Annotated in this window: 16 protein-coding genes and 2 tRNA genes; 14 read left to right on the top strand and 4 right to left on the bottom strand. The window is 67.1% G+C overall.

Features of this window, described 5'->3' with window-relative positions; genetic code table 11:
* Nucleotides 1-83: 83 nt before the first annotated feature.
* Genes ACHAA3_RS15555 through ACHAA3_RS15545 form a run of 3 tightly spaced genes read left to right on the top strand, consistent with a single transcriptional unit; the run spans nucleotide 84 to nucleotide 3,867 of the window.
* On the top strand, nucleotides 84-938 hold the full coding sequence (locus ACHAA3_RS15555) for a DUF2877 domain-containing protein (protein ID WP_435709978.1): 855 nt from the start codon (nucleotides 84-86) through the stop codon (nucleotides 936-938).
* A complete protein-coding gene (locus ACHAA3_RS15550; protein ID WP_435709977.1) occupies nucleotides 935-2,443 on the top strand; it encodes an FdrA family protein in 1,509 nt (502 codons plus the stop codon). The genes ACHAA3_RS15555 and ACHAA3_RS15550 overlap by 4 nt, the downstream gene beginning before the upstream one ends.
* On the top strand, nucleotides 2,440-3,867 hold the full coding sequence (locus ACHAA3_RS15545; RefSeq protein WP_435709976.1) for a DUF1116 domain-containing protein: 1,428 nt from the start codon (nucleotides 2,440-2,442) through the stop codon (nucleotides 3,865-3,867). The genes ACHAA3_RS15550 and ACHAA3_RS15545 overlap by 4 nt, the downstream gene beginning before the upstream one ends.
* Nucleotides 3,868-3,893: 26 nt before the next feature.
* Here ACHAA3_RS15545 and ACHAA3_RS15540 read toward each other — a convergent pair whose 3' ends face one another.
* Complete coding sequence (locus ACHAA3_RS15540; protein ID WP_435709975.1) at nucleotides 3,894-4,391, bottom strand: SRPBCC family protein; 498 nt, start codon at nucleotides 4,389-4,391, stop codon at nucleotides 3,894-3,896.
* Nucleotides 4,392-4,452: 61 nt separating this feature from the next.
* On the opposite strand from ACHAA3_RS15540, the gene ACHAA3_RS15535 reads away from it, so the two are divergent.
* The 4 genes from ACHAA3_RS15535 (at nucleotide 4,453) to ACHAA3_RS15520 (ending at nucleotide 6,196) form a co-directional block, all read left to right on the top strand.
* Nucleotides 4,453-4,529 (top strand) — tRNA-Met (locus tag ACHAA3_RS15535).
* A gap of 161 nt (nucleotides 4,530-4,690) precedes the next feature.
* Nucleotides 4,691-5,059 (top strand): hypothetical protein, encoded by a 369-nt coding sequence (locus tag ACHAA3_RS15530; protein WP_435709973.1) that lies wholly within the window; start codon nucleotides 4,691-4,693, stop codon nucleotides 5,057-5,059.
* Nucleotides 5,060-5,079: 20 nt separating this feature from the next.
* Nucleotides 5,080-5,508 carry a hypothetical protein gene (locus ACHAA3_RS15525; RefSeq protein ID WP_435709972.1) on the top strand — a complete coding sequence of 143 codons (429 nt, stop codon included), beginning with the start codon at nucleotides 5,080-5,082 and terminating at the stop codon, nucleotides 5,506-5,508.
* A 154-nt stretch (nucleotides 5,509-5,662) separates the two neighbouring features.
* Nucleotides 5,663-6,196 (top strand): DUF3145 domain-containing protein, encoded by a 534-nt coding sequence (locus ACHAA3_RS15520; protein ID WP_435709970.1) that lies wholly within the window; start codon nucleotides 5,663-5,665, stop codon nucleotides 6,194-6,196.
* Nucleotides 6,197-6,237: 41 nt separating this feature from the next.
* Here ACHAA3_RS15520 and ACHAA3_RS15515 read toward each other — a convergent pair whose 3' ends face one another.
* Nucleotides 6,238-7,119: an acyl carrier protein gene (locus tag ACHAA3_RS15515; protein WP_435709968.1), complete on the bottom strand. Its 882-nt coding sequence runs from the start codon at nucleotides 7,117-7,119 to the stop codon at nucleotides 6,238-6,240.
* A 94-nt stretch (nucleotides 7,120-7,213) separates the two neighbouring features.
* Here ACHAA3_RS15515 and ACHAA3_RS15510 point away from each other — a divergent pair, with 94 nt between their 5' ends.
* Nucleotides 7,214-8,176, top strand: coding sequence for an alpha/beta fold hydrolase (locus tag ACHAA3_RS15510; RefSeq protein WP_435709966.1), 963 nt, complete (start codon nucleotides 7,214-7,216; stop codon nucleotides 8,174-8,176).
* A gap of 27 nt (nucleotides 8,177-8,203) precedes the next feature.
* On the opposite strand, the gene ACHAA3_RS15505 is transcribed toward ACHAA3_RS15510, so the two are convergent.
* Nucleotides 8,204-9,298, bottom strand: a complete 1,095-nt coding sequence (locus ACHAA3_RS15505; protein ID WP_435709964.1) for a phosphatase PAP2 family protein — start codon at nucleotides 9,296-9,298, stop codon at nucleotides 8,204-8,206.
* A gap of 62 nt (nucleotides 9,299-9,360) precedes the next feature.
* Nucleotides 9,361-12,153, bottom strand: a complete 2,793-nt coding sequence (gene aceE, locus ACHAA3_RS15500; RefSeq protein WP_435709963.1) for a pyruvate dehydrogenase (acetyl-transferring), homodimeric type — start codon at nucleotides 12,151-12,153, stop codon at nucleotides 9,361-9,363.
* A gap of 162 nt (nucleotides 12,154-12,315) precedes the next feature.
* Here aceE and ACHAA3_RS15495 point away from each other — a divergent pair, with 162 nt between their 5' ends.
* From ACHAA3_RS15495 to ACHAA3_RS15470, 6 genes are all read left to right on the top strand, one after another.
* On the top strand, nucleotides 12,316-12,702 hold the full coding sequence (locus ACHAA3_RS15495; RefSeq protein WP_435709961.1) for a DUF3052 domain-containing protein: 387 nt from the start codon (nucleotides 12,316-12,318) through the stop codon (nucleotides 12,700-12,702).
* A 16-nt stretch (nucleotides 12,703-12,718) separates the two neighbouring features.
* Nucleotides 12,719-13,213: a redoxin domain-containing protein gene (locus ACHAA3_RS15490; RefSeq protein ID WP_435709959.1), complete on the top strand. Its 495-nt coding sequence runs from the start codon at nucleotides 12,719-12,721 to the stop codon at nucleotides 13,211-13,213.
* A 102-nt stretch (nucleotides 13,214-13,315) separates the two neighbouring features.
* Nucleotides 13,316-13,389: transfer RNA gene (locus ACHAA3_RS15485), tRNA-Val, on the top strand.
* Nucleotides 13,390-13,603: 214 nt separating this feature from the next.
* Complete coding sequence (locus ACHAA3_RS15480; protein ID WP_435709958.1) at nucleotides 13,604-14,299, top strand: hypothetical protein; 696 nt, start codon at nucleotides 13,604-13,606, stop codon at nucleotides 14,297-14,299.
* Nucleotides 14,296-14,796, top strand: coding sequence for a carboxymuconolactone decarboxylase family protein (locus tag ACHAA3_RS15475; RefSeq protein WP_435709957.1), 501 nt, complete (start codon nucleotides 14,296-14,298; stop codon nucleotides 14,794-14,796). The genes ACHAA3_RS15480 and ACHAA3_RS15475 overlap by 4 nt, the downstream gene beginning before the upstream one ends.
* Nucleotides 14,797-15,439: 643 nt before the next feature.
* The coding region (locus ACHAA3_RS15470) for a hypothetical protein (RefSeq protein WP_435709956.1) at nucleotides 15,440-15,945 on the top strand (506 nt) is incomplete at its 3' end.

Below are 15,945 nucleotides of genomic sequence, written 5' to 3'. Positions count from 1 at the left end.
GGTTACGGTCCAAGAGCCCGGAAATGTCGGACGTCGTGAACCTTCGACCAGACGTGAACCTTCGCCCAGAACGGACTCCGCCGATGCCCGCACGCACTGTCGTGGCAGCTGCTGCTCCGCTGTGGGTGCGCCGTCATGTCGACGGTCCGCGGCAGCAAGCCATCGTCGTGCACCGCGGCCCGCACGCCATCTACGCCGCCGTGCCCGACGGTGCGAGCACCCGATGCGTGGGCGTCCTGTCCGCGCGCAGCTCGTTCGTGCCGTGCGGCATGCAGACGACCTGGCCCGACCTGTCGGACCTGCTGGCCGGCGAGAGCGCACCTGGACCGGGTGATGCGGTGAGCATCGGTGGTGGGGCGTTCGAGATCGGGACGACCAGCATCCGCATCGGCCGCACGCTCGATGCCACGGTGCCGGTGCTGGACGCGACAGCAGCCGGCGTCATGGCGCAGATGCTGCGGTCGTCGCTCGCCGGACGGGAGGAGGCCGTTCGTGCCGAGCTGTCGTCGGACTCCTTGGATCTGCTCGCCGACGCAGACCCAAGGGCGGTGGCCATGTTGCTGGGACGGGGCAGTGGCCTCACGCCGGTGGGCGACGACGTGCTGTGCGGCTGGTTGGCCGTCATCGCAGCAACCCTGGCCGATGAGCCGCACGCGCTGGCGCTCGAGGTGGCCGTGGCCGCCGAGCAGGCCACGACGCTGCTGTCCGCGACCCTGCTCGACCGGGCTGTCTCCGGCGATGTGCTCCCGGAGTTTCGTCAGCTGCTCGTGCAGCTGCGCCATGGTGCTGCGCATGGCACGACCGACCAGCTCGATTCCTGTGTCGACAGCGTTCTCGCGATCGGCCACACCTCAGGGGCCGGCATGCTGCTCGGCTGCCTCATCGCACTTGACCACCTCACTCATGCTCACCCGACGGCAAGGAACTCACACCCATGACCTCTCCCACGGACGCGACGAGCGTCGACCATGTCGAGATCCGCAGCGGAGCCTATGCCGACTCCGTCGCCCTGCTCCAGGTGAGCAAGGACGTCGCGTCAGCGGCGGGTGTGCAGATGGCACAGGTGGCGATGGCGACTCCGTTGAACCTCGGACTGCTCGAGGAGATGGGATTCGACCTCCCGGACGTCACCGTCAACGACATGATCGTGGCTCTTCGGCTCGAGTCGACCGCGCACCGCGACACTGCGCTGCAGGCCGTCGAGGCGGCTCTGGCGGCCACGACTCACCGTGAGTCCGGTCAGAGGAGCAGCGAGACGATCGCACCGCGAACGACCATCTCGGCGATGACGCGTTTCGACACGTCGCTCGCTGTGGTCTCGGTGCCGGGCGCCCATGCGGCGGTCGAGGCCATGGATGCTCTGGATCGCGGCCAGGACGTGATGATCTTCAGCGACAATGTCCCGGTCGATCAGGAGGTCGCGCTCAAGACGATCGCCCGTGAGCGAGGACTTCTGGTGATGGGCCCTGACTGCGGCACTGCTGTGGTCGGGGGAGTGGGGCTTGGCTTCGCCAACACGGTGCGACCGGGCACCGTCGGCATGGTGGCCGCGTCGGGCACCGGATGCCAGCAGCTGCTGAGTCTGCTGGATCACGCCGAGGTGGGGGTCAGTGCGGCCCTGGGCGTCGGCGGTCGCGATCTGAGCACCGAGGTGGGTGGCATGGCCGCGATGCAGGCGTTGACCCGACTGGATCAGGATCCGGGGACCGAGCTGATCGTCGTGGTGTCCAAGCCTCCCGCAGAGGATGTCGCGACGGAGCTTCGAGCCTTCGCCGACGCACTGTCCACACCGGTGGAGTTCGCTCTGCTCGGTGCGGGCCAGCCCGACCTCACGGCGGCCGCCGAGACGGTTCTGGCGGCCTTGGGCCGACCGATTCCCGTCTGGCCGACCTGGGGCTCGCCGGCGGCGGCTGCAGCGCCGGGACATCTGCGTGGGCTGTTCGTCGGAGGAACATTGTGCGATGAGTCCATGCTCATCGCAGCGTCCTCCTTGGGACCGATCCGCAGCAACATCCCGCTCGACCCGGCGCTCGCGCTGGACTCGACCCTGTCCGCCGACGCACATCTGATGATCGACTTCGGGGACGACTCGTTGACCGCCGGCCGCGCTCATCCGATGATCGATCCGTCGATTCGACTGGAGCACCTGACCCGATTCGCAGCCGATCCGCAGACGTCGGTGATCCTGATGGACGTCGTGCTCGGTCACGGATCGGAGAGCGACCCTTCTGCCGCCCTCGCTCCCGGCATCCGCCAGGCCATCGAATCGGCACGCGATGCTGGCCGTGAGCTCGCGGTCGTGATGGCCTGCGTCGGCACTGCCGCCGACCCCCAGCACCTCAGCGTGCAGGCCTCAGCCCTGGCGGACGCCGGTGCCGAGGTATTTCTTTCCAACGCCCAGGCAGCACGTCGGGCCGTCAGCCTGATCGGAGACGCACGATGACGACACACCAACCGAGCCAGACACCCCGGGGTGTCGCAACCAGCGGAGCAGCACTGTTCGCCGACACCATCGAGGACCAGGCAGTTCCCGTGACCCGGGTCGACTGGGGTCCACCGATGGACGGGACGTCCGACGACCTCGCCACCGTCGCGCTGGATCCGTTGCGCTCCGAGGCCAACGAGCGTGCGGTCGAGGCGGTGCTGAAGGTGCAGGCGATGCTCGTCGACGTGGCGCCGGCCAGCGACGTGCTCGGGTTGCAGCCCGGCGAGTTCCTGCACGCGGGACCGCCACTGGAGTGGGAGCGGGCCTCCGGGCCGATGCGCGGTGCGCTGCTGGGAGCGGCAGCGCTGGAAGGACTGGTTGACGATCCAGATGACGCCGCCGCCCTGTTCGAGTCGGGCCAGAACGTCAGCATGTCCCCGTGTCACCACCGTGCGACCGTCGGGCCGATGGCTGGCGTCGTCTCGTCATCGATGTGGATGTACGTCCTGGAAGATCCTGAGGACGGTCGCCGGTCCTACTGCTCGCTCAACGAAGGCCTCGGAAAGGTGCTGCGCTATGGCGCCTACTCCCCGGAGGTGCTGGATCGGCTCCGGTGGATGTCGTCGGTGCTCGGCCCGCTGCTGGCGAAGGCTGTTCGACGGACCGGCCCGATCAACGCGACCGCCATCCTCACCCAGATGCTGCAGATGGGCGACGAGGGCCACAACCGCAACCGTGCTGGGACGCTGATGCTGCTCAAGGAGCTTGCGCCGGCGATGGTCGAGACCGGCACCGCCTCCAGCGAGGTCGGCGAAGCGCTGAGCTTCATCGGCGGCAATGACCACTTCTTCCTCAATGTCGGCATGCCTGCGTGCAAGCTGGCCCTTGATGCCGCCCGCGACATCGAGGGGTCGACGATGGTCGTGGCCATGGCCCGCAACGGCACCGACTTCGGCATCCAGACCGCCGGAACCAAGGACGCATGGTTCACCGGGCCGGCGCAAGTGCCCGACGGACTCTTCCTCGGTAGCTACGGGCCCGAGGACGCCAACCCTGACATCGGGGACTCGGCCATCACCGAGACCGCGGGAATTGGTGGGTTCGCGATGGCGACGGCCCCGGCGATCGTGCGCTTCGTCGGCGGCTCGGTCCCCGATGCTCTGGCCACGTCGCGCCGCATGGGGGAGATCACCTTGGCCAAGAATTCCCGGTGGCCCATCCCGATCCTGGAGTTCGACGGCGCCCCCACCGGGATCGACGTCTCGAAGGTGTGCCGGACCGGCATCCTTCCGCAGATCAACACGGGCATGGCCGGCAAGGTCGCCGGGACCGGACAGGTCGGCGCAGGTCTCGTGACTCCGCCGGCGGAGATTTTCCCGGCGGCGCTGTCGGCCTTGGCCGAGGCGCGCCGCGGCCGCGTTGCTGCAGCCGTGGGTGGCTGAGTCAGGACGAGGAACGGTGGCTCGGTTCAGGATTCCAGGTCGATCTTGAGCCGGGCCAGGGTCCTGGCGATGTTGCGGCGCTGGAAGTCCGAGAACAGGTGACCGCCGGTGGCGATCTGGTCGAAGACCTTCGCCGCGACATCCGGCCAGCGAGTGCGCCGGTCGGTCCACGTCTCGGTCACGCGGGTACCGCCTTCGACGGCCTCGAAGTCATAGGACCAGGAGGCGATGGCTCCCTTCATGAGCGGCCGCTTCACGCCGATCTGCACCACGTCGAAGGCGAAGCGGACACCGGGATCAGCCGAGGTGACCGTGCACCGGGTGACCCAGCTGGCCCGGCCGCGACGGTTCGATCCGATGAAGCTGGTCCCGACGGTGGCGGGCTGGCCCGGGGTGGGCACCTCGGCCCCCCGATTCTCCGGGCTCCAGCGGCCCATCTGGGACGGATCGGCCACCTGCTCGTAGATCGCCTGAGGTTCGGCAGAGATCACGATGCTGTCCTGGACCTGCATGTCACGACTCATGACGCGACCCTACGGACAGCGGGACCGGGACGGCGTCGGGGCCGATAGGCTGAGCGCATCGGGGGAGGTAGCTCAGCCGGTTAGAGCAGGGGACTCATAATCCCTGGGTCGCGGGTTCGAGCCCCGCCCTCCCCACCACACCGCCCTCCCCACCGCCATCGAGCCACCGGACGGCGCGTCGCCCCCGTGCCGTACGGTCGGCCGTGGGTTCGCGCACCTTCTATCTGAGGTGTTCGGATCAAGGCCCTGCCGTGGTGCACCAACACCCGGTGGGGCCGTTGTGCGCCATGCTGCTGTTCATGAAGCGACTGTCTGCGCTGGTTCCCGCGCTCACCGCCGTCCTGCTGCTGAGCGGGTGCAGCGGGTCGGACTCCGGCCCAGCTCCGGCCGAGACCGCCTCCTCGTCGACCGAGGACTCGGCGGAGGACTGGGCTGCGACGTGGTGCTCGATCGACCTGGGGGCCAGCCGGGCCGAGACGACCGCGGCCATGGGTGAGCCGAGTGACGTGTACGAGGAGGATCCCGACGCGATCGTCGTCGCCTACATCAAGGGCGCCGAGGTGTTCATCGCCTTCTTCGACGCCGACGACCAGGCATTCATGCTGCGGTACGAGCTCGCACCCGACCGCGAGAACCCCGGATGCGAGGCGGAGCGCACCGCCACGTGATGGGCGGGCACACTGGCTGCATGCGCGATGCGGTGATCTACGACCTGGACGGCACGCTGTGTGACACGTCCGACATCGAGCACCTCATCGAGGGCGACGATCGCGACTTTCCAGCCTTCCACGCTGCCTCCGCGCAGTGCCCGCCGCGCGAGGACGTGCTGGCCGCAGCCCGCGCGGACCACGCGGCCGGCCGTGCCGTGCTGGTCGTGTCCTCGCGCGAGTTCATCTGGCGCGACCTGACACTGACGTGGCTCGCGCGCCACGAGATCGCGTCGGACGGGCTGTACCTGCGCATCGTGGGTGACTACCGCAAGGACACCGTCATCAAGAACCAGATCTGGGACCACATCGTCGACGACGGTTTTCGCGTGGTCGGTGCGTGGGATGACCGCCAGGACGTGCTCGACGTGTGGGCCGAGCGCGGGGTCGAGGACCTCCACCTCGCTTGAGGCACGACCAGTCCTGTCTGAACCGGAATCACACTGGTGTTGTCCAATCGGGCCCCGTGCGCCACAATGGACCCAGGCGACCTGCGCAACATCACACGAACCACTGGTCACCCGTGACTCCTGACGCTGGGGAAGGCGACTCAGGGAGGCACCCATGAACCACCACGTGAACAGCCGGACCACGAACTCACACCCCGCCACCCGGGGTGTCCTCTTCGTGCACTCGGCACCATCGGCCCTGCTGCCCCACATCGAGTGGGCCGCGGCCGGCGTGCTCGGCGACCACGCGGATCTGGCGTGGGTCAAGCAGCCTGCCGAACCCGGCACCTACCGCGCCGAGCTGTCCTGGCAGGCGCCCGCAGGCACCTCCGCCGCGATCGCATCAGCGTTGCGCGGCTGGGAGCAGCTGCGCTTCGAGGTCAGCGAGGAGCCCACGGCCTCCACCGAGGGCGCCCGGTACTCCTTCACCCCCACGTTGGGCATCTTCCACGCCCTCACCGGCCTGCACGGCGACATCTTGATCCCCGAGGACCGCATCAAGGCCTTCCGTGTCAAGGCCGCCAGCGGCGACGTCGACCTCGAGACCGCGCTGGACGGACTGCTCGGTGTCGCCTGGGACAACGAGCTCGAGGCATTCCGCCACGCAGGCGACGGCGCACCGGTGCGCTGGCTTCACCAGGTGGTGTGAACGCACCTGGCCTGGTGCTTCACCGGCTCGAGGTGGTGATGTCAGCCGATCGTGACATCGACGGTGGGCGAGGTGTCCCCGGACTCCTCGTCCAGCATCCTGAACTCGCGCTCGCCGGGTCGTGAGGTGAACAGCTCCGCCCGGAACTCCCCGCCGTCGCGCGTCGTGGTCGTGATGGGGAAGTCGCCCCAGTCCGTGCCCTCCTCGCGCACCTGCACCTGGAGACGAGCGCCCTGACCCGCCTCAGGAAACGCCCCGGACAGCACGAAGCGCTGACCGGGGGCAACCTGGGTCTGCTCGGCGACCAGGGTCGGCTCCTCGGGCTCGTCCTCGGTCGGAGTCGGCTCGGGTTCGGGGGTCGGCTCGACCTCCTCCTCGGTCTCGACGGGGCTTGGCGAGGCCGACGGCAGTGGAGGCAGCGTGACGTCGTCGATGCCAGCGGCGGAGACGACTGCACTGAGCCCGAAACCGAAGAAGCCTCCCACCAGCACGCCGACGACGGCCATGGCGATGACGAGACCCAGGGCCTTGCGCTTGATGCGAGACGTGACGGGCGGGTCAACCAGGACGACAGGCTCAGGACGTACGAACGGTGTCGCGGCACTGGCTGGGGTGGCAACGGGACGACCGGCCGTGGCAGCGGACGCGGTCGCGGGGGCCGCACCGTCCTTGCGATAGCTCTCGGGCGCGAGGTCGACGACTGCGTTGATGCCGTCCTGGACGGTGCGCATCGTGTCGATCGCGTCGTCGCTGAGACGAACGCCGAAGCGCCGTCCGAGCTCCTCGCCGATCTCGACGATCGTGAGCGAGTCGCTGCCCAGATCGGCGAAGCGCGCGTCAGGCGTGATGTCCGCGGCAGGGCAGCCGAGAACCTTCACCGTGACGTCGGTGATCTCGTCGAGAATGTCAGCGCTGGTTGGCACACCGTGATTCTACGTCACTCGCGCGAGTGTGACGCCTGCGTCACGAACCACCCGGTCGGCTCCGTGCGCCCTCGCCGCTGTCTACGATGATGTGATGCAGACGTCCGGAGAGATCCAGTACGTCGTGGTGCATGGCTACCGCCGGGCATTTCGCGTCCAGGGGTCCGGCCCCGCCCTGCTGCTCCTGCACGGACTCGGATGTGACTCCTCGACCTGGCTGCCCGTCATGTCTGGGTTGGCTGAGCACTTCACCGTCATCGCTCCGGACCTGCTCGGCCACGGTGAGTCCGACAAGCCCGACGCCGATTACTCCTTGGGCGGCTACGCCAATGGCATGCGCGACCTCCTGACGGTGCTGGGAATCGACCGAGCCACGGTGATCGGACACAGCTTCGGCGGGGGCGTGGCGATGCAGTTCGCCTACCAGTTCCCCGAGCGGACCGAGCGCGTCATCCTGGCGTCGACCGGCGGGTTGGGGCAAGACGTCTCCCCGCTGATCCGGCTGCTCACCGTCCCGGGCGCCGGTCACCTCATCCGCGTCGCGACGTGGCAGCCGTGGCGCCCGTGGGTCAGCAGCGCCCTGACGGGTCTGTCGCGGCTGCCGCTCACGATGACCCGCGATCTCGACGAGGTGGCGCGCATCTACGAGTCGTTGGCCGACCCACCCACCCGCGTCGCCGTGCAGCGGGTGACCAAGCACGTGCTGGACTGGCGCGGCCAGTTCGTCACCATGACCGATCGCAGCTACCTGGCTCGTCTGATGCCCGTCATGGTCGTGTGGGGTCGCGATGACATGGTCATCCCGGCGCAGCACGCAGAGTCGGCGCCCACCCAGGTCCAGGACGTGCACGTGCTCGATGACGCAGGCCACTTCCCGCACAAGGACCATCCCGAGATGTTCGTGCAGCTGGTGCTGGACTTCGTGGCCGAGCATGCACCAGCGAGCTACCACCGTGGTCGTTGGCGGGCCCTGCTGCGCAGCGGGGACCAGGTCGAGCTCACCGAGGCTCCTGCCGTGGTCACCGCCGTCGACGCAGCCGTGTCCAGCGCGGTCTGACCCCAGTCGACCCCGGGCGCGCCGGATCTACGGCGCTGGCTCCGGCGCCGCCGAGGGGGATGCTGCTGCGGCCCGGGCCTCCTCGGCCTCAGCGTCGGCCTCGGCCGCCGCCTTGCGACGCTTCTGCCACTTCGCGTTGCCGGTGACGACCGCGCCGATCGCGACGGCCGCCCAACCGATCAGCAGCCCGCCGATGTCGTCGGCGATGTAGTGCCAGCCCAGATAGATCGTGGCGAGAAGCGTGAAGCCCAGATAGGTCCATCCGACGGCGCGGATCCACCGGGCCGCCCCGACGTAGTGCAGGAACAACGCGGCGGTGAACACGACCGACACGTGCAAGGAGGCAAAGCCAGCGATGCCGTAGATCGCGCCGCCCTGGGGATCTTCCTTGAAGTTGAACGCACCTCTGACCAGGGACATCTGCAGTGCAGACGCCCCGTTTTCGGGGAGATCGTAGAACGACTGCGGCTGGTAGAAGGCCGGACCGAGCGTCGGCAGCAGGTAGTAGCTGATGGTGCCGATCACCCAGTTGAGGCTGATGGCCGTGGCGTACCACGCACCGACGGAGTAGTCGCGGACCAGGACGAGCACCGCACCCACCGTGATCGGCACGATCGGAAGGTAGGCGACGTACAGGATGGCCAGGACCTGGGCCATGATCGTCGTGCCGAGCAGGTTGTGCAGAACTTCTGCGGGAACGTTTCCGAAGAACAAGAGATTGTCCAGCTGCAGGAACTCCTTGTCGTACAGCAGCTGCTGCCCGCTCTCGCCCTGGCGGAGCTCGGGGAGATAGCTCTTGAGATTGCGGTAGCTGACGTAGCAGATGTAGAACGCCAGCATGCCGGTGGCGACGTGCCCGACCCGGCGCAGGTTCCACTCCGTGCGCAAGATGGTGACCATGCCGGGAAGGGACTTCTTGAGGCCGTACCGGTGCACGGACTGTGGCACGATGCCCGCGGCGAAGATCAGCAGGGCGATCATCGGCAGACGGATGTACGCCGGCCCCAAGAATCCCTCGGGATCCTTGAGGCCCACGTTCAACGTCTGCGAGTAGTAGATCGCTGCGCCGCCCACGGCCACGGACAGAGCCACGGCAAAGGTGTACGGCCAGCGAAGAAGCATGCGCACCATCGTAGAGGTCGTGTCTGAGACCTTTCTGTGATCCCACCCCCGGGGAGTCCGGATCAGGCGTCGGTCCCTTCCTGGGCGACGTCGGACACGGCGGTGGGATCGTCGATGCGCAGCGTCGAGAAGGCTTTCTGAGCCACTGATGCCTCGATCTTCCCGCCACGTGCCAGCTCGGCGAGAGTGGCCACGACGATCGACTCGGGGTCGATCTGGAAGAATCTGCGGGCCGCCGCGCGGGTGTCGGCGAAGCCGAAACCGTCGGTGCCCAGGGACTGCCAGGGGCCGTCGACCCATCGAGCGATCTGGTCGGGGACCGCACGCATGTAGTCGCTGACCGCGATCGAGGCGATGTCCGTTCCACCCTCGGCCGCCAGCTTGTCGGTGATCCACGCGGTGCGCGGCTGCTCGCCCAGATGGTTGAGATTCCACTGCTCGACGGTGACGCCGTCGCGCGCGATCTCGTTCCACGAGGTGACCGACCAGACATCGACGCCGACGCCGTACTCGGTCGCCAGCGTCTCCTGGGCCTGCAGGGCCCAGGGAACCGAGACGCCCGAAGCCATGATGCGGGCCTGGGCGGGGGCGTCGCCGCCGGTGCCGCGCAGGAGGTACGCGCCCTTCAGGAGGCCTTCGGCGTCCAGACCGTCGGGCTCCGGCGGCTGCACGAGTGCCTCGTTGTAGACCGTCAGGTAGTAGATGACGTCCTCGCCGTGAGGCCGCTCGTCCGACGAGCCGTACATGCGCCGCATGCCGTCCTGCACGATGTGGGCGATCTCATAGCTGTACGCCGGGTCGTAGTGCACGACGGCCGGGTTGGTCTGGGCGATCAGGGGGGAGTGGCCGTCAGCGTGCTGCAGACCCTCGCCGGTCAACGTGGTGCGACCGGCCGTCGCGCCGATCAGGAACCCGCGAGCCAGCTGGTCGGCCATGGCCCAGATCGAGTCGGCGGTCCGCTGGAAGCCAAACATCGAGTAGAACATGTAGATCGGGATCATCGGTTCGCCGTGCGTCGAGTAGGCGCTGCCAGCGGCGGTCGCCGAAGCCATCGCCCCGGCCTCGCTGATGCCTTCGTGCAGCAGCTGACCCTCGGTCGACTCCTTGTAGGCGAGCAGCAGCTTGCGGTCGACCGCCTGATAGGTCTGGCCGGCCGGGCTGTAGATCTTGGCCGACGGGAACATCGAGTCCATGCCGAAGGTGCGGTACTCATCGGGCGCGATCGGCACCAGGCGGCGGCCGATCTCTGGATCCTTCATCAGGTCGCGCAGCAGTCGCACGAAGGCCATCGTCGTGGCGATCGGCTGCTTGCCCGATCCCTTCTTGAGCTCGGCGTACGTCGAGGCCTCAGGCAGCTTGAGGCTGACCGGATCGACCTGCCGATGCGGCATGCCTCCGCCGAGGGCCTCGCGCCGCGCGGCCATGTACTGGATCTCCTCGGAGTCCGGGCCCGGGTGGTAGAACGGCGGCAGGTCGTCACCGTCGATCTGCTCGTCGGAGACCGGGATGTTGAGCCGGTCGCGGAAGCCCTTGAGGTCCTTCTTGGTGAGCTTCTTCATCTGGTGCGTCGCGTTGCGGCCCTCGAAGGACTCCAGCAGCCACCCCTTGACGGTGTGCGCGAGGATCACGGTCGGCTGACCGGTGTGCTTCTGCGCGGCCTCGAAGGCGGCGTACACCTTGCGGTAGTCGTGTCCGCCGCGGGGCAGACGCTCGATCTGCTCGTCGCTGAGGTGCTCGACCATCTGGCTCAGGCGCGGGTCAGGTCCGAAGAAGTTCTCGCGGTTGTACGCGCCGGTCTCGACCGAGAGCGTCTGGAACTCGCCGTCGGGGGTGCGGTTCATCTGGTTGACCAGCACGCCGTCGGTGTCGCGAGCGAGCAGCTCGTCCCACTCGCGTCCCCACACGACCTTGATGACGTTCCAGCCGGCGCCGCGGAAGTACGACTCCAGCTCCTGCATGATCTTGCCGTTGCCGCGTACGGGGCCGTCGAGCTGCTGGAGGTTGCAGTTGATGACGAAGGTGAGGTTGTCCAGCTCCTCACGCGCCGCGACGCCGATGGCGCCGAGCGACTCCACCTCGCCCATCTCCCCGTCCCCGAGGAAGGTCCAGACGTGCTGCTGGCTGGTGTCCTTGATGCCGCGATGGTGCAGGTACCGGTTGAAGCGGGCCTGATAGATCGAGTTGATCGCGCCGAGGCCCATCGAGACGGTGGGGAACTCCCAGTAGTCAGGCATGAGGCGCGGGTGCGGATAGGACGACAGGCCCTCGCCGTCGCCGTGCGACTTCTCCTGCCGGAAGCGGTCGAGCTGTTGCTCGTCGAGTCGGCCCTCCAGGTAGGAGCGGGCGTAGATCCCGGGTGCTGCGTGGCCCTGGAAGTACAGCTGGTCGCCGCCACCGGGGTGGTTCTTGCCGCGGAAGAAGTGGTTGAAGCCGACCTCGTAGAGGCTGGCGGCCGACTGGTACGTGGCGATGTGGCCGCCGACTCCGAGACCGGGACGGTTGGCGCGCGAGACCATGACGGCCGCGTTCCACCGGATGTAGGACCGGATGCGGCGCTCGATGGCCTCGTTGCCGGGGAACCACGGCTCGCGCTCGGGCGGGATCGTGTTGATGTAGTCGGTGCTGCGCAGCGCCGGAACTCCGACGTTCTGCTCGCGGGCGCGCTCGAGCAGCTTGAGCATCATGAACCGGGCCCGCGATCTACCCCGACTGTCGACCATCTGGTCCAGCGAGCCGAGCCATTCAGATGTCTCGTCCGGATCGATGTCCGGCAGCTGGGTGGGGAGGCCCTCGTGGATCACGGTGGGGCGATCGGTTCCGGACGGTGATCCGGATGACTGACCGGGTTGCGGCATGGTGACTCCTGAACGTCTTGTGGACCTCTCCATCAAACCACTCGGCGTTCGCTAGGGTGAGGGCGGGAAGATCAGTTCGGGACCTACTTACAGGTAGGTTCTGATCGGGATTTCTCGCTAGATTTTGCGAACAGACTTTTTCACGACACAAGGAGGCGCACAGTGGACGCGGCCAAGTTGGGCTTCGAGCCTGACACCGTCATCCAGGAGCTGGGCTGGGACGAGGACGCCGACGAGCAGATGCGCGTCGGGATCGAGCAGACCTGCGGCAACGTGCTCGTGGACGGCGACTACGGCGAGGTCGTCGACGGCGTCGTCCTGTGGTGGCGCGACGGCGACGGTGATCTGACCGACGCGCTGGTCGACACGCTGCGCGACGTCGTCGAGGGCGGCCCGGTGTGGTTGTTCACGCCCAAGATCGGCCGCGACGGCTACGTCGAGGGCGCCGACATCGCCGAGGCCGCCCCGATCGCCGGGCTCTCCACCACGACGACCACCACGGCGTCCGACGCGTGGGCCTCCACCAAGCTGTCCACCCACAAGCGCTGACCGGCGCACCTCGGGCGTGAGTCTCGTCGGTCAGCGAGCGCCAGACTTCACGTTGGCGAGCCAGCACGGTGAGTCGGTGCGTCTGCAGGATCTGGTCGGTGCGCCGGCCCTGGTGGTCTTCTTTCCGTTCGCCTTCAGCGGTATCTGCTCCAGTGAGCTGGCCGACCTTCGCGATCATCGCGGCGTGTTCGACGACGCTGGCGTTCGGCTGGTGGGGATCTCGTGCGATCCCATGTTCGCGCTGCGCGTGTTCGACGACCGTGACGCGCTCGGCTTCACGCTGCTCAGCGACTTCTGGCCGCACGGCTCCGCCGCACGCGCGTGGGGCTGCTTCGACGAGCGGACGGGCGCCGCGTCGCGTGGTTCGTTCCTGCTCGACGAGGCGGGGATCGTGCGGTGGAAGCTGATGCGCGAGGCCGGGGAGAAGCGCGAGATCGAGGTCCATCTGGGCGTGATCGAAGAATTGTCCGGAGACTTTCGGCAAAACACTGCGCCTGACCGGCCAGAGTGATTCGATGATGGTGCTGCGGCTGCCAGGGACCCGAGACCCTGGCGGCCGCGCTCTACTTTTCCGGCGCTGCGGTAAGGTGCGGCAGTCCCGTGACGGGGCTCAGGGCGAATAGCTCAGTTGGTCAGAGCGTCCGGTTTACACCCGGAAGGTCGGGGGTTCGAGCCCCTCTTCGCCCACTCTTTTCGGCTGGATTGCAGGTGGCTCCGGTCGGGCCTCTGAGCCAGTTTCTCGACGTACGAGGCCTCAGTCACGTCCTCCCATCCGAGGTTCGTTTGCGTAGACGATGGCATTCAGTGCCGCGGTGGGCGGCCAAGGCGTGACTCAGCGGGTGTCCTGGCCCAAGATGAAGGTGCGGCGCGCGTCGTCCAACCAACTGAAGGGCAGGGGTCCGTGAGCCAGCATACGAGGCATGAGGCACAAGCTCGTGAAGAGCGCAGAGCGAAAGCAGTGCAGACCCTGGCATGCGCTGACCTCGTCGATGCGGTGGGGCGGATTCATCAACATCGGGCGCACATCCTGGATCTCGTGAGCCCGTCGCCAGAGAGGAAGCTGTTCGGACGTGCTGTGACGATTTCGTTTTTTCCCACATGTACCCAGCTCCTTGACGCAGAGACCTACAGCTTTGGTCGTCTGTTCGATGAGGCGATGCAGGGCGCGGCAGCTGATGCCGCCCATACGGTGCTCCTGTTGGCCAGCAACGGCCACCCAGGCGTATCAATGGCGGGGGGGACGAAGCTCTCACGGTTGTCCAACCAAGGGCTCGCCGGCGTCCTCACCGACGGACGACTCCGAGACTTTGATGAGTTGGCCACAGAGCCCTATGCGTCGTGGTGTTCGGGGGAAGCCGTCAGCTGGGGCGGTGGCGAAGTGACTCCGTATCTGGCGAACGTGCCCGTGGTGTTGGGCGGGGTCGGTGTCCATCCTGGCCAGTACATCTACTGCGATTCCTCTGGAGCGGTCGTCATCTCTGAAGCAGACATCGATGGTGTGTTGAGCGTGGCCCACCAGATCCGCAACGACGATGCCGGCTTCCGGACGGCGATTTCCAGTGCGGACGGCAACGGCCCGATCGTGGGTGAGCGATGAGCGCACCGTCGGAACCCCGCGGCGGACGTGGTGCAGACTTCGACAACGTGCGGTTGGACGCGACCGCCAGCCCGTCGCTCACGGCCCTCGCTCGGTCTGGCGCCGACGCCTTCGGATACTCCGTGACGTTACGGGTCGACCGGGCGCTTGCACAGCTGCTACGCCTTCGCGTTGCCCAGATCAACAACTGTGTCTACTGCCTGAGCGTCCATCATGCGGCCGCTGAGGACATCGACATTCCTGCCGTCAAGGTGAGGATGTTGACGGCATGGTGGGAGACAGGTCTCTTCTCGGATGCCGAGCGGGCAGCGCTGGCCTACACGGAACGTCTCACCCGTGTCGCGGACGCCACGAGCGACGTACCGTTCCAGAAGGTTCATGATGACTTGGCTCTTCACTTTGACCACGAGCAGATTCTGGAACTGGTGGGCGTGGTCATCAACATGAACATCTGGACTCGTGTCAAGCTCGCCGAGGGCGCTACACCCCGAACCTGACGGCGCCCGACGCCTGTACTGGTGTCTCTGTTGGCGGTTGCTGTGAACCTCGCAGCGGCCGGCATGTGCTGAACTAGCGCGCTCATTGCTTGGTTGGCGGTGTGCCCAGCCAGCGCGGTCGCAGTGTCCAGGTGCAGCGACGTGTCAGCTCCCGCATCCTTCCAGGCCCGGTTCAAGAGGTCAGGTTCCAGTCGTTCCTCGCGCGTCCGAACTCACGCCAGAGGACGTCGCGGATGGCGTCCCCGCGAGTGGTGTAATCCTCTGGATGCTCGACGTGTTGTCGACGACATGAAGAGCTATCGAGCATCAGTCAGCACAGTCGCGGCGGACGCCGAGTCGCTCATCGGCCTAGCTGCTGGCACGGACTACGGGCACCATGGGCGCCCCTGGCGCTTCGCGATCTCAAGCGGACCATGCGGTCCCATCAACACCGTCTCTCTTTGAGGGCGAGGCCCGCGCTGGCCCTCGCTCATGCGTCTGAAAATGACGCCTTGAGGCGTGTCGTGGCCCGTCGCCGCCCGGTCCCGGTCGGATGTTTCAAGGCCCCTTGCTATGGACCGATCGGTCCATATATCGTGGCTTCCACGTAGCCACGTCTCAGGCCAGTGACATGTTCGTTGGGGCTGACGAAGGAGCCAGGACCATGACGTCCGCTGATCAACCGACCGAGGCTGATGCGTACGTCGTGACCGCTGCTGGCCCTGGTGACCACACCCTCGACAGCCGGGTCTCAGCAGACGTCGCGTTCGAGAACGAACAGTGGGTCGCCGGGTTGTCGCCGGGCAGCGCCAACCACCCGGACACCGTCGGCGAGCTGTACAGAATCTTGCTCAAGATGGCGTACTCGGAAGCGCGTCGAAAGGGGGCGCGCATACAGTTGGCGGGGCCTGAGCTGGACGACATCGCCCACCAGGCGGCCGCCGATGCCGCTCTTGCAATTTGCCGCAAAGTGTCCACGTTCCGGGGGGAATGCCGGTTCACGACGTGGGCCTACAGGTTTGTAGCCTTCGACGTCTCCTCCAAGGTGAATCGTCACCATTGGCAGCGAGCCAATGTCAGCATCGACGATCACGATGGGGTCGTTTGGCACACAGACGAAAGCAACGCGCCGGAAGAGTCCGCTGAAGTTTCCGACCTCCTGGCTGCTGG

It is taken from the genome of Aeromicrobium sp. CF3.5 (assembly GCF_051262695.1).
In the GTDB taxonomy this organism is placed as follows: Bacteria; Actinomycetota; Actinomycetes; order Propionibacteriales; family Nocardioidaceae; genus Aeromicrobium.
The sequence above is the reverse complement of the archived record's forward strand: the minus strand, read 5'-3'. Positions and strand labels throughout refer to the sequence as shown.